Origin of the sequence: Klebsiella sp. X1-16S-Nf21 (assembly GCF_002837615.1) — a bacterium.
In the GTDB taxonomy this organism is placed as follows: domain Bacteria; phylum Pseudomonadota; class Gammaproteobacteria; order Enterobacterales; family Enterobacteriaceae; genus Klebsiella; species Klebsiella variicola.
Genome location: NZ_PJDK01000022.1, coordinates 39,327 through 59,186, shown reverse-complemented (window position 1 = coordinate 59,186; position 19,860 = coordinate 39,327). Strand labels below are relative to the sequence as shown.

Here is a 19,860-nt window from a genome sequence, read left to right as displayed (position 1 = left end):
TTGTGTGATCTCCATTGCAAAAACGGCCGTATTGCGTCCTGGAGCACAGAAAAAAGTGCCCAATTTTGTCGTCCCCATCACGAAATCACGCTGCGTCCGCCATCCCCCGCGGCGAGAGGCAATCTCTCATCCTCCCATCTCCTCCCCCATAAAAAAGCCGGGGGGTGGAGGATTTGCCAGCCTAAGGAATGCCGCATAGTCGACCCATCTTGAATGTGTCTTTAAGTGACAGGTTGTAACGAAGGGAGAAGGGCATGGCGAGCGTACAGCTGCGAAATGTAACGAAAGCCTGGGGCGACGTGGTGGTATCTAAAGATATCAATCTCGAGATCCAGGATGGGGAGTTCGTCGTGTTTGTTGGACCGTCGGGCTGCGGCAAATCCACCCTGCTGCGTATGATTGCCGGACTGGAAACCGTCACCAGCGGCGATCTGTTTATTGGCGATACCCGGATGAACGACGTGCCGCCAGCCGAACGTGGCATCGGCATGGTATTCCAGTCATATGCGCTTTATCCCCATCTTTCCGTTGCCGAAAATATGTCTTTCGGCCTCAAGCTGGCCGGCGCGAAAAAAGAGGTTATTAACCAGCGTGTGACTCAGGTGGCTGAGGTCTTACAGCTGGCGCATCTCCTGGAGCGTAAACCGAAAGCGCTTTCCGGTGGTCAGCGCCAGCGTGTGGCGATCGGTCGTACGCTGGTGGCAGAGCCAAGCGTCTTCCTGCTGGATGAACCGCTCTCTAACCTGGATGCCGCCCTGCGCGTCCAGATGCGTATCGAGATCTCCCGTCTGCATAAGCGACTGGCCCGCACCATGATTTATGTCACCCACGATCAGGTGGAAGCGATGACCCTCGCCGACAAGATCGTGGTTCTGGACGCCGGCCGTGTGGCGCAGGTCGGGAAACCGCTGGAGCTCTATCACTATCCGGCTGACCGCTTCGTTGCTGGCTTTATCGGTTCGCCGAAGATGAACTTCCTGCCGGTCAAAGTCACGGCGACGGCTATCGATCAGGTGCAGGTAGAACTGCCGAACCGTCAGCAAGTCTGGCTGCCGGTGGACAGCGCCAACGTTCAGGTGGGCGCCAACATGTCCTTAGGTATCCGCCCGGAGCATTTACTGCCCAGCGATATCGCCGATGTGACCCTCGAAGGCGAGGTTCAGGTCGTCGAACAGCTCGGTCATGAAACGCAAATTCATATCCAGATCCCCGCCATCCGTCAGAACCTGGTTTACCGCCAGAACGACGTGGTGTTGGTAGAAGAGGGAGCCACATTCGCCATCGGTTTGCCGCCAGAACGTTGCCACTTATTCCGTGAGGATGGCACCGCTTGTCGTCGGCTGCATAAAGAGCCGGGCGTGTAAGGCTTCCCATTAAAAAAAGGCGCGAACCCGGCAGGCGGTACACCGGCGAAGCGTTCAAAGAAAAGCAATGATCTCAGGAGATAGAATGATGATTACTCTGCGCAAACTTCCTCTGGCGGTCGCCGTCGCAGCAGGCGTAATGTCTGCTCAGGCGCTGGCTGTCGATTTCCATGGCTACGCGCGTTCCGGCATTGGCTGGACCGGCAGCGGCGGCGAGCAACAGTGCTTCAAAGCGACCGGTGCTCAAAGTAAATACCGTCTTGGTAACGAATGTGAAACCTATGCGGAACTGAAGCTGGGCCAGGAACTGTGGAAAGAAGGGGATAAGAGTTTTTATTTCGATACTAACGTTGCCTATTCCGTGAATCAGGAAGATGACTGGGAAAGCACCTCTCCGGCGTTCCGTGAAGCCAACATCCAGGGTAAAAACCTGATCGACTGGCTGCCGGGCTCCACGCTGTGGGCGGGTAAACGCTTCTATCAGCGTCATGACGTTCACATGATCGACTTCTACTACTGGGATATCTCCGGCCCGGGTGCAGGTCTGGAAAACGTTGACCTTGGCTTCGGTAAGCTCTCTCTGGCCGCTACCCGTAACTCAGAAAGCGGCGGTTCTTATACCTTCTCCAGCGATGACACCAAAAAATATGCAGCGAAAACGGCCAACGACGTCTTTGACATCCGTCTGGCGGGCCTGGAAACCAACCCGGGCGGCGTGCTGGAGTTAGGCGTCGATTACGGCCGTGCGAACCCGCAGGATGACTACCGCCTGGAAGACGGCGCGTCGAAAGACGGCTGGATGTGGACCGGTGAACATACTCAGTCCATCTGGGGCGGCTTCAACAAGTTTGTCGTTCAGTACGCGACCGACGCAATGACCTCCTGGAACAGCGGCCACTCTCAAGGGACCAGCATCGATAACAACGGCAGCATGATCCGCGTTCTGGATCACGGTGCGATGGACTTCAACGATGACTGGGGCCTGATGTACGTGGCGATGTACCAGGACGTGGACCTGGACAGCAAAAACGGTTCGACCTGGTACACCGTGGGTGTCCGTCCGATGTACAAATGGACGCCGATCATGAGCACCCAGCTGGAAATCGGTTACGACAACGTGAAATCCCAGCGTACCAGCGAAAACAACAACCAGTACAAAATTACTCTGGCTCAACAGTGGCAGGCAGGCAACAGCGTCTGGTCTCGTCCGGCTATCCGTATTTTCGCAACCTACGCGAAGTGGGATGAAAACTGGGGTTACAGCAACGCCTCCGGTCTGCAGACCAAAGACAGCAGCGGAAGCGGCATGTACACCTCCAGCCGCGGTGACGACAGCGAAGTTACCTTCGGTGCCCAGATGGAAGTGTGGTGGTAATACCGTCCGCAGGACGGGTGTAACCTGGGAGGGGCGTCAGCCCCTCCTGACTATTCAGGGTTAGCGCGCTATTGCCTGGCTACCGCTAAACCGATGCTATCCAAGGTGAGAAGAATGAAAATGAAGAAAACTCTCGTCGCTCTGTGTTTATCCGCAGGGATGTTGGCATGCGTGCCGGGGATGAGCCTTGCCGATGTTAACTTTGTACCGCAGAACACCAGCGCCGCGCCGTCTATTCCAGCCAGCGCGCTGCAGCAGCTGATCTGGACGCCTGCCGATCAATCAAAGACGCAGAGCGTTGATTTAACCACCGGCGGTCAACGCCTGGATGTCCCGGGGATCGTCGGACCGGTCGCCGCCTGGAGCGTACCGGCCAATATCGGTGAGCTGACCCTGACGCTCGACAGCGAACTGAACAAACATAAGCAGATTTTTGCGCCGAACGTGCTGATTCTGGATCAGAACATGACGCCAGCGGCGTTCTTCCCCAGCAACTACTTTACCTATCAGCAGCCGGGCGTCATGACCGCTGACCGCCTGGGCGGCGTGATGCGCCTGACCCCGGCGCTGGGCCAGCAAAAACTCTATGTGCTGGTGTTTACCACTGAAAAAGATCTCCAGCAGACCACGACCCTACTGGATCCGGCGAAAGCCTATGCCAAAGGCGCCGGCAATGCGGCCCCGGATATCCCGGATCCGATCGCTAAACATACCACCGATGGCGTGCTGAAGCTGAAAGTGAAAACCAATAGCACCTCCAGCGTGCTGGTGGGCCCGCTGTTCGGCTCCTCCGGCCCGGGTCCGGTCACCGTAGGCAATACCGCCGCGCCGGTGGCCGCGCCAGCCGCCGCTGCTGCTGCTGCACCGGCAGCCAAAAGCGAACCGATGCTCAGCGATACCGAAACCTACTTCAACAACGGTATTAAGCAGGCGGTGAAACAAGGTGACATCGACAAAGCCCTGAAATTGATGAACGAAGCTGAGCGCCTCGGCTCGAAATCCGCTCGTTCCACCTTTATCAGCAGTGTAAAAGGCAAGGGGTAATCGTCTCCCCACAATGCTGATGTTTAGGCACAGCCTTTAGGTGCATCCTTCGGGATGCACCTTTTTTTGCACGCGCGGCAGCCTGTTGCATGGCTGTTGCGTGAATGATCGTATATTGACGTTTGCCCGCCACCAACCGCCTATTCTGCGATACAATGCTTTCACGTTATGTACCGGAGAATCAGGCATGTCCCATCCTGCGCTTACGCGACTGCGTGCGCTGCGCTATTTTGCCGTTATGCCATCCCTGGCGCCGCCCCTGAGTGACTGGCTGCTGCTGGAGGACTCAATGACCCAGCGCTTTGAGCAACAAGGAAAGCAGGTCACCGTGACCCTGATTAACGAAGGGTATATTGAGCGTGAGGCGCTGACTGACGAAGCGGCGCTGCTACCTGACGAGCCGCGCTACTGGCTGCGGGAGATTATACTCAATGCCGATGGCGAACCCTGGCTGGCCGGGCGCACGGTGGTGCCGGAGTCGACACTGTGTGGTCCGGAGCTGGCGCTACAGCAGCTCGGGCAGATCCCGCTGGGCCGATACCTGTTCACGTCGTCGACATTAACCCGCGATTTTATTGAAATTGGTCGCGATGCAGCGCTGTGGGGGCGTCGTTCCCGCCTGCGGCTGAGCGGCAAACCCCTGCTGCTGACCGAGCTGTTTTTGCCTGCGTCGCCGTTGTACTAAGAGGAAGAAAAAATGGAGTGGAGTCTGTCGCAGAATAAGCTGTTGGCGTTTCATCGCCTGATGCGCACTGACAAACCGATCGGCGCTTTGCTGCTGCTGTGGCCGACGCTGTGGGCGCTGTGGGTGGCCTCGCCGGGCGTCCCGCCGCTGTGGATCCTGGCGGTATTCGTCGCCGGCGTCTGGCTGATGCGCGCCGCCGGCTGCGTGGTGAATGACTATGCCGATCGAAAATTTGATGGTCACGTAAAGCGTACCGCCCGTCGTCCGCTACCGAGCGGCGACGTTACCGAGAAAGAGGCGCGAACGCTGTTTATCGTTCTGGTGTTGCTCTCCTTCCTGCTGGTGCTCACCCTCAACACCATGACCATTCTGCTGTCGGTCGCGGCGCTGGCCCTGGCGTGGGTCTACCCGTTTATGAAGCGCTACACTCATCTGCCGCAGGTGGTGCTGGGGGCCGCCTTTGGCTGGTCGATCCCGATGGCCTTCTCGGCCGTTAGCGAATCGCTGCCGCTGAGCTGTTGGCTGATGTTCCTCGCCAACATTCTGTGGGCGGTGGCCTACGATACCCAGTATGCGATGGTGGATCGCGATGACGACGTGAAGATCGGCATCAAGTCCACGGCGATCCTGTTCGGCGAAAACGATCGTCTGATTATCGGTATCCTGCAGGTGGCCGTGCTGGCGCTGATGGGCGCGGTGGGCTGGCTGAATGGGCTGGGCTGGGAATACTACTGGTCGTTGTTTGTCGCGGCAGGTCTGTTTGGCTGGCAGCAGAAGCTTATCTTCAATCGCGAGCGCGATAACTGCTTCAAAGCGTTTATGAACAATAACTACGTCGGGCTGGTACTATTCCTGGGCCTGGCGATGAGCTACCTGTAATCCCCTGTCCGCTTCCCCCCGGTGTATCGGGGGGAAGCGAGGGCAGAAAACACCGCGTTACGCGTCATCCTGCGTGACGCTTTCAATCGTCAGCCGCACATCCGACGTAATCAAGTCCGCCAGCATCCGATAAACCTTCAGCGTCTCTTCCGGCTCGGCATCGCCGGTGTCGCTAATGTAGCCTTCATCGCGCAGGGTCAGCACCAGGGTGCTGAACACCGCTTTGTCGAAGAACTCCGGCGCGTTAATGCCATGCAGCACCGACAGGCGCTGGGCCACGGTACGACTCTCTTTTTCCAGCGAACTGCGGTTGATCGACGGGTTGGCGCTCAGCAGCCAGAAGGTAATGGCATAGCGCTGCAGCGTCTCGCGCGCGCCAGCGGCCAGCAGTTGCAGGGAGCGAGAGTGCGACGGATTGAGGCTCATCACCTCGCCATCGACGACGATCAGCTCCTGACGCAGCATCTCGGCAATCAACGCATCCACCACCCCGGCCAGCTCTGCTTTCTCCCAGCGCAGGAACAGCTCGGCCTTGAGGAACGGATACAGCGTTTCGACATGGCGCAGCACTTCGGTGCGGCTGAGCTGACGATGCTGAGTCACCAGGGCGGCTAACAGCGACGGTATCACCAGCATATGGGCAATGTTGTTGCGATAGTAGGTCATCAGCACCGCCTGCTCGCGCGGCAGGATGATGATATCGCCGATGGTGTCCTTCTCCACTTCGAACTTGTTCATTTGCAGCGCGTGGTCGATAAGCTCGCTGGCCGAAGCGGAAGGTGTCGTCGCATCTGGCGAATAGGGCACATTGCGCAGCAGCGCGAGGTAGCACTCCAGCTGTTGGGTGAGCTGCTCCCGGGTCAGTGAACGCTGACGCGAGGCCAGCAGCGCCGTGCAGCACAGGTTCATGGCGTTGGCCGCGCCGGCGTTGTTGATGCGCACCATCAGGTCAGCGGCGATGTTGTTCACCGTTGGCGTCAGCCAGGAAGGGCGGATGGCTTCGATCGGGTCGATGGCTTCCCGCCACTCCGGCACATGGTGGTTAAGGTAGGTCATCAGCGGCAGTGGTTCGCCGAAGTTGACATAGCCCTGGCCAAGGTTGCGCAGCTTGCTCAAGCCACGCACCATCTGCGGCAGGCTCTCTTTCTCTTTGGTGGCGCCGCGCAGCTCTTTAGCGTAGGTGCCTACTTCCATCACGTGTTCATAGCCGATGTAGATAGGCACCAGAGTGATCGGCCGGGTGCCGCCGCGCAGCATCGCCTGGATGGTCATCGACAGCGTACCGGTCTTCGGATCGAGCAGACGGCCGGTACGGGAGCGGCCGCCTTCGACGAAATACTCGACGGAATAGCCGCGGCTGAACAGCTCGCCAAGATATTCGCGGAACACCGTGGAGTAGAGCTTGTTGCCCTTAAAGGTGCGGCGGATGAAGAACGCGCCCAGGCGGCGGAAGATCGGCCCGGCTGGCCAGAAGTTAAGGTTGATGCCCGCCGCGATATGCGGTGGCACCAGGCCCTGATGATACAGGACGTAGGAGAGCAGCAGATAGTCCATGTGGCTGCGGTGGCAGGGGACATAGACAATCTCATGGCCGTCGTGAGCCAGCTGGCGCACGCGCTCGGCGTTATGCACGTTGATCCCCTGGTACAGGCGGTTCCAGGTGAAGCCGAGAATGCGGTCGGTCAGGCGGATCATCTCGTACGAGAAGTTCGCGGCAATCTCTTCCATCAGCGCGATAGCGTTCTGCTGAGCCTTCTCATGCGAAATTTTCTTGCTGCGCGCTTCGTCTTCCACCGCGCGGGCAATCGCTTTCGAGGCCAGCAGTTTATTAAACAGATCCTGGCGGGCCGGCAGACGCGGGCCGACGGCGGCCAGGCGCTGGCGGGCAAAGTGCATCCGGGCGACGCGAGCCAGCTTCTGGGCGATGATCTTATCGGTACCGTGCTCATCCGCCATGCGGCGCAGCGACACGGAAGGCGAGAAACGCACGAAACTGTCGCGGCCGAGCCAGGAGACGGCGAAAAATTTCTGAATGCCGTTCAGCATCCGCAGCGGCGGATTGACTTCTCCTTTCTCACGACCCGGCGAGCGGCCGAACATGACCGAAACCGGCACCATTTGCACATCGAGGTCCGGATGGTTGCGGTGCAGATCGAGGTAGTCGTGGAACAGCTTGATGGACTCTTCTTTTGGCGTGTAATAGGTAAACACGCGCGGCCCACCGTGGATGAATACGTAACGCGGCAGCAGCGCGCCGTCGATCTCCAGCGGTTCAAGCGGGTCGGGTAAATCATGCGCCAGGCATTGGGCGCGCAGCGTCAGCAGGTCCGCCTTGGAATTATAGGGCAGGACGTACATGACCGGACGCGAGGTATCGAGTCCTAATTCCTGGGCAGGCTCTGCCGGAATAGACTTGCTTTTTACCAGCACCCGTAATGGTAAATTCAGTAATTTATAGTAAATTCGTTGCCAGCCGGACATAAACGATGTGAAGCCTCTGGTTAATCATGCAAATGCGCGGCAAGAATAACAGAAAGTGGGCAAAATTTCCGTTACCACGCGGCAAACGCGTACACTCATCGACGTCATTTACGTAAAAAGGTTTTGTGATGGCCAATAATACCACCGGGTTAACCCGAATCATTAAGGCGGCAGGTTACTCCTGGAAAGGATTTCGCGCAGCGTGGATCAACGAGGCCGCGTTTCGTCAGGAAGGTATCGCCGCCATCGTGGCCGTCGCGATAGCCTGCTGGCTGGACGTCGACGCCATTACCCGCGTATTGCTGATTGGGTCGGTCCTGCTAGTGATGATAGTCGAAATTCTCAACAGCGCGATTGAGGCGGTCGTGGACCGTATAGGCTCGGAATATCATGAGCTTTCAGGGCGCGCCAAAGACATGGGATCGGCGGCGGTCCTGCTGGCGATTATCATCGCACTGATCACCTGGGGAACGCTGCTGTGGAGCCATTATCATTAACGTTCTTCGCTAAGCCTCGCAAAATATAAACAATCTGCCGATTTTTGTGTGCCATGTGGTTCCAAAATCACCGGTAGCTGTATATACTCACAGCATAACTGTATATACACCCAGGGGGCGGAATGAAAGCGTTAACGACCAGGCAGCAAGAGGTGTTTGATCTCATTCGGGATCATATCAGCCAGACGGGCATGCCGCCGACGCGTGCGGAAATTGCTCAGCGCTTGGGGTTCCGTTCCCCAAACGCGGCGGAAGAACACCTGAAAGCGCTGGCGCGTAAAGGCGCGATCGAGATCGTCTCCGGTGCTTCTCGCGGTATCCGCCTGCTGACGGAAGAAGAACATGGCCTGCCGCTGATCGGCCGCGTCGCCGCCGGCGAGCCGCTGCTGGCGCAGCAGCACATTGAGGGGCACTATCAGGTCGACCCGTCGATGTTTAAACCCAACGCGGATTTCCTGCTGCGCGTCAGCGGCATGTCGATGAAAGACATCGGTATCCTTGATGGCGATCTGCTGGCGGTCCACAAAACCCAGGACGTGCGTAACGGCCAGGTGGTGGTAGCGCGCATTGACGACGAAGTGACGGTGAAGCGCCTGAAAAAGCAGGGTAACGTCGTCGAACTGTTGCCGGAAAACAGCGAATTTACCCCTATCGTTGTCGATCTGCGTCAGCAGAGTTTTACCATTGAGGGTCTGGCCGTTGGCGTGATCCGTAATGGAGAATGGCTGTAACGCCTGCCCCTGCGCAGCGTCATCTGATGCATGACGCTGCGACGTTTGTCCTCAATCAGGTCTCCGAACATGCTGCTCAACGCTGCCGATAAAGCGCTGTGGCGCCTTGCGATCCCGATGATTTTCTCCAATATCACCGTCCCGCTGCTGGGGCTGGTGGATACCGCGGTGATCGGCCACCTTGACAGCCCGGTATACCTCGGCGGCGTCGCGGTTGGGGCGACGGCTACCAGTTTCCTCTTCATGCTGCTGCTGTTTTTGCGCATGAGCACCACCGGGCTCACCGCTCAGGCCTGGGGTGCCAAAGATCCGCTGCGACTGGCGCGGGCGCTGGTGCAGCCGCTGGCTCTGGCGCTGGGCGCCGGGGTTCTCATCATCCTGTTTCGCCTGCCGCTGATTAACCTCGCTCTGCATATTGTCGGCGGCAGTGAGGCGGTGCTTGAGCAGGCGAGACGGTTTCTCGAAATCCGCTGGCTCAGCGCCCCCGCCTCGCTGGCCAATCTGGTGCTGCTCGGCTGGCTGCTGGGAGTCCAGTACGCCCGGGCGCCGGTGATTCTGCTGGTGGTCGGTAATCTGCTCAATATTGTGCTCGACCTGTGGCTGGTGATGGGCCTGCGGATGAACGTCCAGGGGGCGGCGCTGGCCACGGTCACCGCGGAGTATGCCACTCTCATTATTGGCCTGATGATGGCGAAGCGGGTGCTGACGCTGCGCGGCGTGTCGCTGGCAATGCTGAAAAACGCCTGGCGCGGGGATCTGCGCCGTCTGCTGGCGTTGAATCGGGACATCATGCTGCGTTCCCTGCTGCTACAGCTGTGCTTTGGCGCGCTGACCGTGTACGGCGCGCGTCTGGGCAGCGACATTGTGGCGGTCAATGCGGTACTGATGACCATGCTGACCTTTACCGCCTATGCGCTGGATGGTTTTGCCTATGCCGTGGAGGCCCACTCCGGCCAGGCCTACGGCGCGCGCGACGGCAGCCAGCTGCTGGAAGTCTGGCGGGCGGCCTGCCGGCAGTCTGGCATGGTGGCGCTGGCGTTTGCCCTGATTTATAGCCTGGCGGGGGAGTACATCATCGCGTTGTTAACCTCGCTGCCTTCTCTGCAGCAGCTGGCCGATCGCTATCTGATCTGGCAGGCCATCCTGCCGGTGGTGGGCGTCTGGTGCTATCTGCTGGACGGCATGTTTATCGGCGCCACACGCGGCGCGGAGATGCGGAACAGCATGGCGGTCGCCGCGGCGGGGTTTGCTGTAACGCTGCTTTCGGTCCCGCTGCTCGGTAACCACGGTCTGTGGCTGGCGCTGGCGGTGTTCCTCGCCCTGCGCGGCCTGTCTCTGGCGCTGATCTGGCGTCGCCACTGGCGACACGGCACCTGGTTTAGCTAGTCATTGCCGTTCATCACGGCCATCTATGAATTCCCGCGGTTGCGCGCCGCTTACCGGGGCAACTCAGTAGCCCGGCTCAGCGTAGCGCAAGCCGGGAAAATCGCCTCAGCCTTACCCATCGGTATGATGGTTAAAAATTCCGAATAACGAATCGGTACCAGCATTCTCATCTATAGTTAATACCATGTCCGGTACAAAACGGGCTGTAAACCCACCGAATGATGAGGACGTTATCATGAATAAAGACGAAATCGGCGGTAACTGGAAACAGTTGAAAGGTAAAGCCAAGGAACAGTGGGGCAAACTTACCGATGATGATATGACCGTGATCGAAGGTAAGCGCGATCAGCTGGTCGGTAAAATTCAGGAACGGTACGGCTATGCGAAGGATCAGGCTGAGAAAGAAGTCTCAGACTGGGAGCATAAAAACGACTACCGCTGGTAGCGTTCCGTGGCTCAAAGAATAAAGCATTTGTGTTAGTGCCTGTCTGAATGGCGTAAGGATGCGCCGTTAACCCTGTTTCCCGCTGCGGCTGACGCTCAGCGGGCTTTCTTTTTCAGCTGAATGGAATGGTCGTGCTGGCAGTGTCCCGGCGTGCTGCAGGCTTCGACTTCCACGCAGTCTGCACAAAGGCCGTGAGCTTCAATCACGTTGTGGCGCAGGGCAAAGCCCATTCTGGCCGCTAACGTATGCATGATATCTTCCACCCCTTCCGCCGCCTCTTCCTTCACCACGCCACAGCGGTCACAGATAAACATGGCTGAGCTATGGGTCGGCTGGTCAAAGAGATGGCACAGCACATAGCTGTTGGTCGATTCAACCTTATGAACAAAACCCTGCTCGAGTAAAAACTCCAGCGCGCGGTAAACCGTCGGCGGTTTAGCCTGCGGCTCTTTGTCACGCAGGAGATCCAGCAGATCGTAGGCGCTGATCGCCCCTTGTTGCAGGCTCATCAGGCGCAACACCTCCAGACGCTGTGGGGTCAGGCGTACGCCGCGCTGCGCGCATAGCTTTTCAGCATGCGCTAACATCTCTTGCGAAGGGGTCTTATCCATGAGCATCCTCGGGTTGCGTGAATTTGAATCTGTTACTTTATCACGTTCCTCAGAAAACACCGAGCGCCGGCAGGTGATACGGGTCATACTTCAGATTGTCGGTACCTGCGCCAGTTCCGGGTGCTGGCCGCTGACTTTCGTGCAGACTACGCCTTAGTCGATCGCTAAAACCGTCCTGCCCGATTTAATCGCAACACGCATGACCCTGGGTATGCTATATCTGAAGTGTCTCATTTTCGGGAGAAAACGATGAAACGACCTGATTGCATTCGCCACTGGCGCGAACTGGAAGGGCCCGACGATGCCACTTATCCCGACAGCCCGGAGCGTTTTTCGATTGGCGCGCCGCTGGGGCGCGGTTTACGTCTCAACCGGCTGGGGATCCACCACGAGCGACTGCCGCCCGGGCGGCGCACCTCGTACCCGCACGCGGAGAGCGATGAGGAAGAGTTCATCTACGTGCTGGAGGGCTATCCGGAAGTGTGGATAAACGGCTATCTCTGGAAGCTGGAGCCGGGGGACAGCGTGGGTTTTCCCGCGGGTACCGGTATCTGCCACACTTTCCTCAATAACACCGAGCAGGAGGTTCGTCTGCTGGTGGTGGGCGAGGCCAACAAGAAATACAACCGCATCTATTATCCGCTCAATCCAGGCTATGCCGCGACGCGCCAGGATCGCTGGGTTGACCATCCGCCGCAATTCTTCGGTCCACACGACGGCAAGCCGCGGAAAAAGTAATCGACCCGGGGAAGGGGCGAAGCGCGGCGCACTATGCGCCTGTGGTTTATCTTTGTGCTATAGTAGCGCCCCTTTTTACCCGGATGCTTATTTATTCGCCATGATGCCTGAATCAACGTCACCTGTTTTCCCTGCTCACCGCTTCTCCATCGCGCCGATGCTCGACTGGACTGACCGACACTGCCGCTACTTCCTGCGGCTGCTGTCGCGGCATACGCTGCTGTATACCGAAATGGTGACCACGGGGGCGATTATTCACGGCAAAGGTGACTATCTGGCCTATAGCGAAGAAGAGCACCCGGTTGCTCTGCAGCTCGGCGGCAGCGATCCGCAGGCCCTGGCGCAGTGCGCGAAGCTGGCTGAAGCGCGTGGCTACGATGAGATCAATCTCAACGTCGGCTGCCCCTCCGACCGCGTGCAGAACGGGATGTTTGGCGCCTGTCTGATGGGCAATGCGCCACTGGTGGCCGACTGCATCAAGGCGATGCGCGATGTGGTGTCGATTCCGGTCACGGTGAAAACCCGTATCGGGATTGACGATCAGGATAGCTATGAGTTTCTGTGCGATTTCATTGAGACGGTCTCCGGCAAGGGCGAGTGTGAGATGTTTATTATTCACGCCCGCAAAGCCTGGCTCTCCGGCCTGAGCCCAAAAGAGAACCGCGAGATCCCGCCGCTGGATTACCCCCGCGTCTGGCAGCTGAAGCGCGACTTCCCCCACCTGACGATGGCGATTAACGGCGGGATCAAATCGCTGGACGAAGCCAGACTGCAGCTTGAACATATGGATGGGGTGATGGTCGGGCGTGAGGCCTATCAGAACCCGGGTATTCTGGCCTCGGTCGACCGCGAAATTTTCGGCATCGCCGGCGCGGATGCCGATCCGGTGGCGGTGGTGCGAGCCATGTACCCGTATATTGAGCGTGAGCTCAGCAATGGCACCTATCTGGGCCATATTACCCGCCATATGCTGGGGCTGTTTCAGGGCATCCCCGGCGCTCGCCAGTGGCGTCGCTACCTGAGCGAGAACGCGCATAAAGCCGGCGCCGATATTGCGGTGCTGGAGCATGCTCTGAAGCTGGTGGCCGATAAACGTTAATTTCTGACGAAAACCTGGTGAAATTGACCACGCCTCGCGCACTGACGCGGGGCGTTTTCTTTTAAAGTCAAATGTTTATGTTTGGCATGCTTTTTGTAATACCTGCAGAGTGAAGTATTCATTCGTTGGGGAGAGAACCATGCTGGAACTGCTATTTGTCATTGGATTTTTTGTCATGCTGTTGGTGACCGGCGTATCGCTGCTGGGGATTATCGCGGCTATCGTGGTCGCTACCGCGCTGATGTTCGTCGGCGGGTTGTTTGCCTTGATGATCAAATTACTGCCGTGGCTGCTGCTGGCCGTGGTGGTGGTGTGGATTATTCGGGCGCTGAAATCCCCGAACGGAAACGCTTTTCGCGACAATAACCGTTGGCGTTACTAAGGTATTGAGGGGTCTGTCACAACCTGAACAATTTTGCAGACAACCGCGTAGGCATTACTGAGCAAATCTGTCACTATTAGCGCGTTAACGAATTCATCGCGCTGTACCCTACATACAGCCGAACTAAAAAAAAGTAAGGGCTTCCCAGGTGGAAGCCCTAAACTTTTGTCCCTTTGTCCGCTTACGGCAGCAGCAGACTAGACCCCTGAGTTACCCGGCTTTCCAGAACTTCATGCGCCCGACGGGCCTCGGTCAGCGGATAGGTCTGACTCTCGGGTACGTTCACTTTGATTACCCCACTGGCGATCAGTGAAAACAGTTCACTGCAGGCTTCCGCCAGCTCTTCCCGGTTGGTGATATAGCCCTGCAGCGATGGGCGGGTGACGTACAGAGAACCTTTCTGATTCAGGATCCCCAGATTGACGCCGGTCACCGGGCCGGAGGAGTTGCCAAAGCTGACCATCAGGCCGCGTCGCTGCAGGCAGTCCAGAGAGGCTTCCCAAGTATCTTTTCCCACCGAGTCGTAGACCACGGCCACTTTCTTACCGTCGGTAAGTGCCTTGAGCCGCTCCACGATTTGCTCTTCGCGATAGTTAATCACCTGCCAGGCGCCAGCCTCTTTGGCACGCTGCGCTTTCTGCGCGCTGCCGACGGTGCCGATAAGTTTCGCGCCCAGCGCTTTCGCCCACTGACAGGCAATCAGCCCCACGCCGCCGGCGGCCGCGTGAAACAGGAACACTTCATTAGGCTTAATTTCATAGGTTTTGCGCAGCAGATACCAGACCGTCAATCCTTTCAGGAACGATGCCGCGGCCTGTTCGAAAGAGATGGCGTCCGGCAGGACCGCGGCTTTGTCGGCCAGCACATTGTGTACCGTGCTGTAGGCGCCGAGCGCCGACTGCGCGTACACCACCCGATCGCCTACCTTAATGTGCGTTACCCCATGGCCAACTTTACTGACGACGCCGGCTGCCTCGGTGCCCAGACCGCTCGGCAGCGATGGTGGCGGATAGAGGCCGCTACGAACATAGGTGTCGATATAGTTGATACCGATGGCTTTGTTTTCGACCTGAATTTCATGTTCCGCAGGATCGCGGGGCGTGAACTCAACCGCCTGAAGCACCTCCGGCCCGCCGTGTTTTGAAAATTCGATGCGTGTTGCCATGTTCGCTCCTGTGTTGTTCTGAGATTATCCAGTAAGCTTAACAGCCTGCGGCGGCAGCGACGGATTTTCTTATCCGCCTCAGGCCTGCCACGCTTAATGGGTTCTTTAGCGGCAATGGCTTTCTCGCTATACTGTCACGCTCTTTTCCGTATCGGTGAAATGTTAGGCTATGGCAGGAAATAAACCCTTCAACAAACCACAGACAGAAACCCGCGAACGCGATCCGCAGCTCGCCGGGCTGAAAGTCCCGCCGCACTCGATTGAAGCGGAGCAGTCGGTGTTGGGCGGTTTAATGCTGGATAACGAGCGCTGGGACGACGTCGCCGAACGCGTGGTGTCGGAAGATTTCTATACTCGTCCGCATCGTCATATCTTTACCGAGATGGCGCGTCTGCAGGAGTCAGGTAGCCCGATTGACCTGATCACCCTTGCGGAGTCGCTGGAGCGTCAGGGGCAGCTGGACAGCGTCGGCGGCTTCGCCTACCTGGCCGAACTGTCCAAAAACACGCCCAGCGCGGCTAACATCAGCGCCTATGCTGACATCGTGCGCGAACGCGCGGTGGTGCGCGAGATGATTTCGGTGGCCAACGAGATCGCCGAAGCCGGCTTCGACCCGCAGGGGCGAACCAGCGAAGATCTGCTCGATCTCGCCGAATCCCGGGTTTTCAAAATCGCCGAAAGCCGTGCCAATAAAGACGAAGGGCCGAAAAACATCGCCGATGTGCTTGATGCCACCGTCGCCCGTATCGAACAGCTGTTCCAGCAGCCGCATGACGGTGTCACCGGGGTGAATACCGGCTACGACGACCTCAACAAAAAGACCGCCGGCCTGCAGCCGTCGGATCTGATTATTGTCGCCGCCCGTCCGTCGATGGGTAAAACGACCTTCGCGATGAACCTCGTGGAAAACGCGGCAATGCTGCAGGATAAGCCGGTACTCATCTTCAGTCTCGAGATGCCCTCGGAACAGATCATGATGCGTTCTCTGGCCTCGCTGTCGCGCGTCGATCAGACCCGCATTCGTACCGGTCAACTGGACGATGAAGACTGGGCGCGGATCTCCGGCACCATGGGCATCCTGCTGGAAAAACGCAATATCTATATCGATGACTCCTCCGGCCTGACGCCGACGGAAGTGCGCTCCCGCGCGCGGCGTATCGCCCGCGAGCACGGCGGCATCGGGCTTATCATGATCGACTACCTGCAGCTGATGCGCGTGCCGTCGCTCTCCGACAACCGTACCCTTGAGATCGCCGAAATCTCCCGCTCGCTGAAGGCGCTGGCGAAAGAGCTGCAGGTGCCGGTGGTGGCGCTGTCGCAGCTGAACCGCTCGCTGGAACAGCGCGCCGATAAACGCCCGGTCAACTCCGACCTGCGTGAGTCCGGATCCATCGAACAGGATGCCGACTTGATCATGTTCATTTACCGTGATGAGGTTTATCACGAGAACAGCGATCTTAAAGGCATCGCGGAAATTATCATTGGTAAACAACGTAACGGCCCGATCGGCACCGTGCGACTGACCTTTAACGGCCAGTGGTCGCGGTTCGATAATTATGCCGGTCCTCAGTATGACGATGAGTAAACCTCTGTCTGTCTTTTTTTAAGGAATTCAAATGCAAGCGGCAACTGTAGTCATCAACCGCCGCGCTCTGCGACACAACCTGCAACGTCTGCGTGACCTGGCGCCTGCCAGCAAACTGGTTGCGGTGGTGAAAGCGAACGCCTACGGACACGGCCTCCTTGAGACCGCGCGAACGCTGACCGACGCCGACGCCTTTGGCGTCGCCCGCCTGGAAGAGGCGCTGCGCCTGCGAGCAGGAGGCATCGCCCAGCCGATCCTCCTGCTGGAAGGCTTTTTTGCTGCGGAAGACCTGGCGGTGATCGCCGCCCAGCGCCTGCATACGGCGGTGCATAGCCCCGAACAGCTGGCGGCGCTGGAGCAAGCCGATCTCCCCGAGCCGGTAACCGTGTGGATGAAGCTGGATACCGGCATGCATCGCTTAGGGGTGCGCCCGGAGGAAGCCGAGGCGTTTTATCAGCGTCTGAGCCAGTGTAAAAACGTCCGCCAGCCGGTGAACGTGGTGAGCCATTTCGCCCGCGCCGATGAGCCGACCTGCGGCGCCACCGAACGCCAGCTGGATATCTTCACCACCTTTACCGAAGGCAAACCGGGGCTGCGCTCTATCGCCGCCTCGGGCGGCATTCTGCTGTGGCCGCAATCGCATTACGACTGGGTGCGCCCCGGGATTATCCTGTATGGCGTGTCGCCGCTGGACGATCGCTCCACCGGGAAAGATTTTGGCTGCCAGCCGGTGATGACCCTGACGTCCAGCCTGATTGCGGTGCGCGAGCATAAAGCAGGGGAGCCCGTCGGCTACGGCGGCACCTGGATCAGCGAACGCGATACCCGTCTCGGCGTGGTGGCGATGGGCTATGGCGACGGTTATCCGCGCGCCGCGCCGTCGGGCACGCCGGTGCTGGTCAATGGCCGGGAAGTGCCGATTGTCGGCCGGGTAGCGATGGATATGATCTGCGTTGACCTCGGACCGCAGGCCCAGGATAAAGCCGGCGACGCGGTAGTGCTGTGGGGAGAGGGACTCCCGGTAGAGCGCATCGCCGAGATAACGAAAGTGAGTGCTTACGAACTTATTACGCGACTGACCTCCCGCGTCGCCATGAAATACCTCGACTAAGCACCAGCCGTACCGGATAACCCTGATGTTATCCGGTACGCCATCGGCACAGCCGCGAGCGAAAAAGCGGTTTATGCCACCTCGCGGTCATTTTCCCCTCAACATCCTCTCGACCTGTCGTCATATCCGGTTTATTGTGTAAGAACCTGCCCTATGTAAACCTGGAGATACATCGCGTGTTTCAAAAAGTTGACGCCTACGCCGGCGACCCTATTCTTTCTCTGATGGAACGCTTCAAAGAAGATCCGCGAAGCGACAAAGTCAACCTGAGTATCGGGCTGTACTACAACGATGACGGCATTATCCCGCAGCTGCAGGCGGTGGCGGAAGCGGAAGCACGCCTGAACGCCGGGCCGCATGGCGCCTCGCTGTATCTGCCGATGGAAGGGTTGAGCGGCTACCGTCAGGCGATTGCGCCGCTGCTGTTTGGCGCAGAGCATACCGCGCTTAAGCAAAACCGCATTGCCTCCATTCAGACGGTCGGCGGTTCGGGCGCGCTGAAGGTCGGGGCCGACTTCCTCAAACGCTACTTTCCGGAGTCTCATGTCTGGGTCAGCGATCCGACCTGGGAAAACCACATCGCCATTTTTGAAGGGGCTGGCTTCGAAGTAAGTACTTACCCCTGGTTTGACAAAGCCACCAACGGCGTGCGCTTTGAGGACCTGCTGGCGACGCTGCAAACGCTGCCGGCGCGCGATATTGTGCTGCTGCACCCTTGCTGCCACAACCCGACCGGCGCCGACCTGACGCCAGCCCAGTGGGACCGCGTGGTTGAGGTATTACAAGCGCGTCAGCTGATCCCCTTCCTCGACATCGCCTACCAGGGCTTTGGCGGGGGGCTGGAAGAGGATGCTTACGCCATTCGCGCCATCGCCAGCGCCGGGATGCCGATGCTGGTCAGCAACTCGTTCTCCAAGATTTTCTCCCTGTACGGGGAGCGTGTCGGCGGCCTGTCAGTGGTCTGTGAAGACAGCGAAACTGCAGGCCGCGTGCTGGGTCAGCTGAAGGCCACCGTGCGCCGCAACTACTCCAGCCCGCCAAGCTTTGGCGCGCAGGTGGTGGCGACGGTGCTGAACGATGCAGCTCTGAAAGCCACCTGGCAGGCGGAAGTGGACGCCATGCGCGCGCACATCCTGACCATGCGCCAGGCGCTGGTCGACGCGCTGCAGCAGGTTGCTCCGGGCAGCAAGGTGGATTACCTGCTTAAGCAGCGCGGGATGTTCAGCTACACCGGCTTCAGCGCAGCGCAGGTCGATCGTCTGCGCGACGAGTTTGGCGTCTACCTGATTGCCAGCGGTCGTATGTGCGTGGCAGGGTTAAACTCACGTAATGTTCAGCAGGTGGCGAAAGCCTTTGCTGCGGTGATGTAAGCCGCTCTCCAGTGGGTTGCCGCTGCCGGTCAACGGGCAGCGGCAACCTCCTCTCTGATTGTGATCATCCTCTTTTTCTATGACATCTACGCGAAAAAGGCTTTTCATCCACGCGATCGGCGGGTAAGGTCGGGGCGTTGCTAAGCATGCACATTATTAAAAATAATAATGATTGATAGATTTAGGGATAAATATGCGCAAACTTACTCTCGCCTTTGCGGCGGCTTCTCTTTTGTTCACGCTGAACAGCGCCGTTGTGGCGCGCGCCTCCACGCCACAGCCGCTGTGGGTGGGCACCAATGTGGCCCAGCTGGCCGAGCAGGCGCCGATCCACTGGGTTTCGGTGGCGCAAATCGAGAACAGCCTGCTGGGGCGGCCGCCGATGGCCGTCGGTTTTGATATCGATGACACCGTCCTCTTCTCCAGTCCGGGCTTCTGGCGCGGGCAAAAAACTTTCTCCCCCGGCAGTGAGGATTACCTGAAAAACCCGCAGTTCTGGGAAAAAATGAACAACGGCTGGGATGAATTCAGCATGCCGAAAGAGGTGGCGCGCCAGCTGATTGCGATGCATGTGAAGCGTGGGGACAGCATTTGGTTCGTCACCGGCCGCAGCCAGACCAAAACAGAAACCGTTTCTAAAACCCTGCAGGATGATTTTCTCATTCCGGCCGCCAATATGAATCCGGTGATTTTCGCCGGTGATAAGCCTGGCCAGAACACCAAGACCCAGTGGCTGCAGGCGAAGCAGATAAAGGTTTTCTACGGCGATTCGGATAACGACATCACCGCTGCCCGTGAGGCCGGCGCCCGTGGGATCCGCGTGCTGCGGGCCGCCAACTCCTCCTATAAGCCGCTGCCGATGGCCGGGGCGCTGGGCGAAGAAGTGATCGTCAATTCCGAATACTGACGATC

The 19,860-nt window shown here is 58.4% G+C and carries 19 protein-coding genes; 16 read left to right on the top strand and 3 right to left on the bottom strand.

The features are described 5' to 3' along the window. Positions 1–254: 254 nt before the first annotated feature. From malK to ubiA, 5 genes are all read left to right on the top strand, one after another. A complete protein-coding gene (gene malK / locus CW267_RS12540) occupies positions 255–1,364 on the top strand; it encodes a maltose/maltodextrin ABC transporter ATP-binding protein MalK (protein ID WP_008807312.1) in 1,110 nt (369 codons plus the stop codon). An 85-nt stretch (positions 1,365–1,449) separates the two neighbouring features. Next, positions 1,450–2,739, top strand: coding sequence for a maltoporin (locus CW267_RS12535; protein WP_008807311.1), 1,290 nt, complete (start codon positions 1,450–1,452; stop codon positions 2,737–2,739). 114 nt (positions 2,740–2,853) lie between these two features. Continuing rightward, complete coding sequence (gene malM / locus CW267_RS12530; protein ID WP_008807310.1) at positions 2,854–3,783, top strand: maltose operon protein MalM; 930 nt, start codon at positions 2,854–2,856, stop codon at positions 3,781–3,783. A 187-nt stretch (positions 3,784–3,970) separates the two neighbouring features. Continuing rightward, on the top strand, positions 3,971–4,468 hold the full coding sequence (gene ubiC, locus CW267_RS12525; RefSeq protein ID WP_008807309.1) for a chorismate lyase: 498 nt from the start codon (positions 3,971–3,973) through the stop codon (positions 4,466–4,468). Positions 4,469–4,480: 12 nt separating this feature from the next. Then, a complete protein-coding gene (gene ubiA, locus CW267_RS12520) occupies positions 4,481–5,347 on the top strand; it encodes a 4-hydroxybenzoate octaprenyltransferase (RefSeq protein WP_008807308.1) in 867 nt (288 codons plus the stop codon). A 57-nt stretch (positions 5,348–5,404) separates the two neighbouring features. Here the strand turns inward: ubiA and plsB are convergent, their stop codons facing one another. After that, positions 5,405–7,828 (bottom strand): glycerol-3-phosphate 1-O-acyltransferase PlsB, encoded by a 2,424-nt coding sequence (gene plsB, locus CW267_RS12515; protein ID WP_008807307.1) that lies wholly within the window; start codon positions 7,826–7,828, stop codon positions 5,405–5,407. Positions 7,829–7,956: 128 nt separating this feature from the next. Here plsB and CW267_RS12510 point away from each other — a divergent pair, with 128 nt between their 5' ends. The 4 genes from CW267_RS12510 to CW267_RS12495 all read left to right on the top strand — a co-directional run bounded on the left by CW267_RS12510 (position 7,957) and on the right by CW267_RS12495 (position 10,887). Further along, positions 7,957–8,325: a diacylglycerol kinase gene (locus tag CW267_RS12510; protein WP_008807306.1), complete on the top strand. Its 369-nt coding sequence runs from the start codon at positions 7,957–7,959 to the stop codon at positions 8,323–8,325. Between the two features lie 122 nt (positions 8,326–8,447). Next, on the top strand, positions 8,448–9,056 hold the full coding sequence (gene lexA, locus CW267_RS12505; protein WP_004206291.1) for a transcriptional repressor LexA: 609 nt from the start codon (positions 8,448–8,450) through the stop codon (positions 9,054–9,056). A 69-nt stretch (positions 9,057–9,125) separates the two neighbouring features. Further along, positions 9,126–10,442 (top strand): MATE family efflux transporter DinF, encoded by a 1,317-nt coding sequence (gene dinF / locus CW267_RS12500; protein WP_008807305.1) that lies wholly within the window; start codon positions 9,126–9,128, stop codon positions 10,440–10,442. 235 nt (positions 10,443–10,677) lie between these two features. Next, positions 10,678–10,887, top strand: coding sequence for a CsbD family protein (locus tag CW267_RS12495; protein WP_004206293.1), 210 nt, complete (start codon positions 10,678–10,680; stop codon positions 10,885–10,887). Between the two features lie 95 nt (positions 10,888–10,982). Here the strand turns inward: CW267_RS12495 and zur are convergent, their stop codons facing one another. Then, positions 10,983–11,498, bottom strand: a complete 516-nt coding sequence (gene zur, locus CW267_RS12490; RefSeq protein ID WP_012543190.1) for a zinc uptake transcriptional repressor Zur — start codon at positions 11,496–11,498, stop codon at positions 10,983–10,985. Between the two features lie 249 nt (positions 11,499–11,747). Here zur and CW267_RS12485 point away from each other — a divergent pair, with 249 nt between their 5' ends. The 3 genes from CW267_RS12485 to pspG all read left to right on the top strand — a co-directional run bounded on the left by CW267_RS12485 (position 11,748) and on the right by pspG (position 13,717). Then, complete coding sequence (locus CW267_RS12485) at positions 11,748–12,236, top strand: cupin domain-containing protein (RefSeq protein WP_002884935.1); 489 nt, start codon at positions 11,748–11,750, stop codon at positions 12,234–12,236. Between the two features lie 100 nt (positions 12,237–12,336). After that, positions 12,337–13,335 (top strand): tRNA dihydrouridine(20/20a) synthase DusA, encoded by a 999-nt coding sequence (gene dusA / locus CW267_RS12480; protein WP_049138258.1) that lies wholly within the window; start codon positions 12,337–12,339, stop codon positions 13,333–13,335. A 139-nt stretch (positions 13,336–13,474) separates the two neighbouring features. Further along, positions 13,475–13,717, top strand: a complete 243-nt coding sequence (pspG, locus tag CW267_RS12475; RefSeq protein WP_012543188.1) for an envelope stress response protein PspG — start codon at positions 13,475–13,477, stop codon at positions 13,715–13,717. Between the two features lie 181 nt (positions 13,718–13,898). Here the strand turns inward: pspG and CW267_RS12470 are convergent, their stop codons facing one another. Continuing rightward, the gene (locus CW267_RS12470) at positions 13,899–14,882 is read right to left on the bottom strand and encodes a quinone oxidoreductase (RefSeq protein ID WP_046621913.1); all 984 of its coding nucleotides are present in this window, start codon (positions 14,880–14,882) and stop codon (positions 13,899–13,901) included. Positions 14,883–15,051: 169 nt separating this feature from the next. On the opposite strand from CW267_RS12470, the gene dnaB reads away from it, so the two are divergent. From dnaB to aphA, 4 genes are all read left to right on the top strand, one after another. Beyond that, the gene (dnaB, locus tag CW267_RS12465) at positions 15,052–16,467 is read left to right on the top strand and encodes a replicative DNA helicase (RefSeq protein ID WP_008807299.1); all 1,416 of its coding nucleotides are present in this window, start codon (positions 15,052–15,054) and stop codon (positions 16,465–16,467) included. A gap of 31 nt (positions 16,468–16,498) precedes the next feature. Next, complete coding sequence (gene alr / locus CW267_RS12460; RefSeq protein ID WP_008807298.1) at positions 16,499–17,578, top strand: alanine racemase; 1,080 nt, start codon at positions 16,499–16,501, stop codon at positions 17,576–17,578. A gap of 176 nt (positions 17,579–17,754) precedes the next feature. Further along, complete coding sequence (gene tyrB, locus CW267_RS12455) at positions 17,755–18,948, top strand: aromatic amino acid transaminase (RefSeq protein ID WP_008807297.1); 1,194 nt, start codon at positions 17,755–17,757, stop codon at positions 18,946–18,948. 193 nt (positions 18,949–19,141) lie between these two features. Further along, positions 19,142–19,855, top strand: a complete 714-nt coding sequence (gene aphA, locus CW267_RS12450; protein ID WP_008807296.1) for an acid phosphatase AphA — start codon at positions 19,142–19,144, stop codon at positions 19,853–19,855. The last annotated feature ends 5 nt before the right edge of the window (positions 19,856–19,860 follow it).

What these genes read in the sequence shown, in the direction of transcription:
- malK (WP_008807312.1), top strand. Translation starts at nt 255, where the DNA reads ATGGCGAGCGTACAGCTGCGAAATGTAACGAAAGCCTGGGGCGACGTG.
- CW267_RS12535 (WP_008807311.1), top strand. Translation starts at nt 1,450, where the DNA reads ATGATGATTACTCTGCGCAAACTTCCTCTGGCGGTCGCCGTCGCAGCA.
- malM (WP_008807310.1), top strand. Translation starts at nt 2,854, where the DNA reads ATGAAAATGAAGAAAACTCTCGTCGCTCTGTGTTTATCCGCAGGGATG.
- ubiC (WP_008807309.1), top strand. Translation starts at nt 3,971, where the DNA reads ATGTCCCATCCTGCGCTTACGCGACTGCGTGCGCTGCGCTATTTTGCC.
- ubiA (WP_008807308.1), top strand. Translation starts at nt 4,481, where the DNA reads ATGGAGTGGAGTCTGTCGCAGAATAAGCTGTTGGCGTTTCATCGCCTG.
- plsB (WP_008807307.1), bottom strand. Translation starts at nt 7,828, where the DNA reads ATGTCCGGCTGGCAACGAATTTACTATAAATTACTGAATTTACCATTA.
- CW267_RS12510 (WP_008807306.1), top strand. Translation starts at nt 7,957, where the DNA reads ATGGCCAATAATACCACCGGGTTAACCCGAATCATTAAGGCGGCAGGT.
- lexA (WP_004206291.1), top strand. Translation starts at nt 8,448, where the DNA reads ATGAAAGCGTTAACGACCAGGCAGCAAGAGGTGTTTGATCTCATTCGG.
- dinF (WP_008807305.1), top strand. Translation starts at nt 9,126, where the DNA reads ATGCTGCTCAACGCTGCCGATAAAGCGCTGTGGCGCCTTGCGATCCCG.
- CW267_RS12495 (WP_004206293.1), top strand. Translation starts at nt 10,678, where the DNA reads ATGAATAAAGACGAAATCGGCGGTAACTGGAAACAGTTGAAAGGTAAA.
- zur (WP_012543190.1), bottom strand. Translation starts at nt 11,498, where the DNA reads ATGGATAAGACCCCTTCGCAAGAGATGTTAGCGCATGCTGAAAAGCTA.
- CW267_RS12485 (WP_002884935.1), top strand. Translation starts at nt 11,748, where the DNA reads ATGAAACGACCTGATTGCATTCGCCACTGGCGCGAACTGGAAGGGCCC.
- dusA (WP_049138258.1), top strand. Translation starts at nt 12,337, where the DNA reads ATGATGCCTGAATCAACGTCACCTGTTTTCCCTGCTCACCGCTTCTCC.
- pspG (WP_012543188.1), top strand. Translation starts at nt 13,475, where the DNA reads ATGCTGGAACTGCTATTTGTCATTGGATTTTTTGTCATGCTGTTGGTG.
- CW267_RS12470 (WP_046621913.1), bottom strand. Translation starts at nt 14,882, where the DNA reads ATGGCAACACGCATCGAATTTTCAAAACACGGCGGGCCGGAGGTGCTT.
- dnaB (WP_008807299.1), top strand. Translation starts at nt 15,052, where the DNA reads ATGGCAGGAAATAAACCCTTCAACAAACCACAGACAGAAACCCGCGAA.
- alr (WP_008807298.1), top strand. Translation starts at nt 16,499, where the DNA reads ATGCAAGCGGCAACTGTAGTCATCAACCGCCGCGCTCTGCGACACAAC.
- aphA (WP_008807296.1), top strand. Translation starts at nt 19,142, where the DNA reads ATGCGCAAACTTACTCTCGCCTTTGCGGCGGCTTCTCTTTTGTTCACG.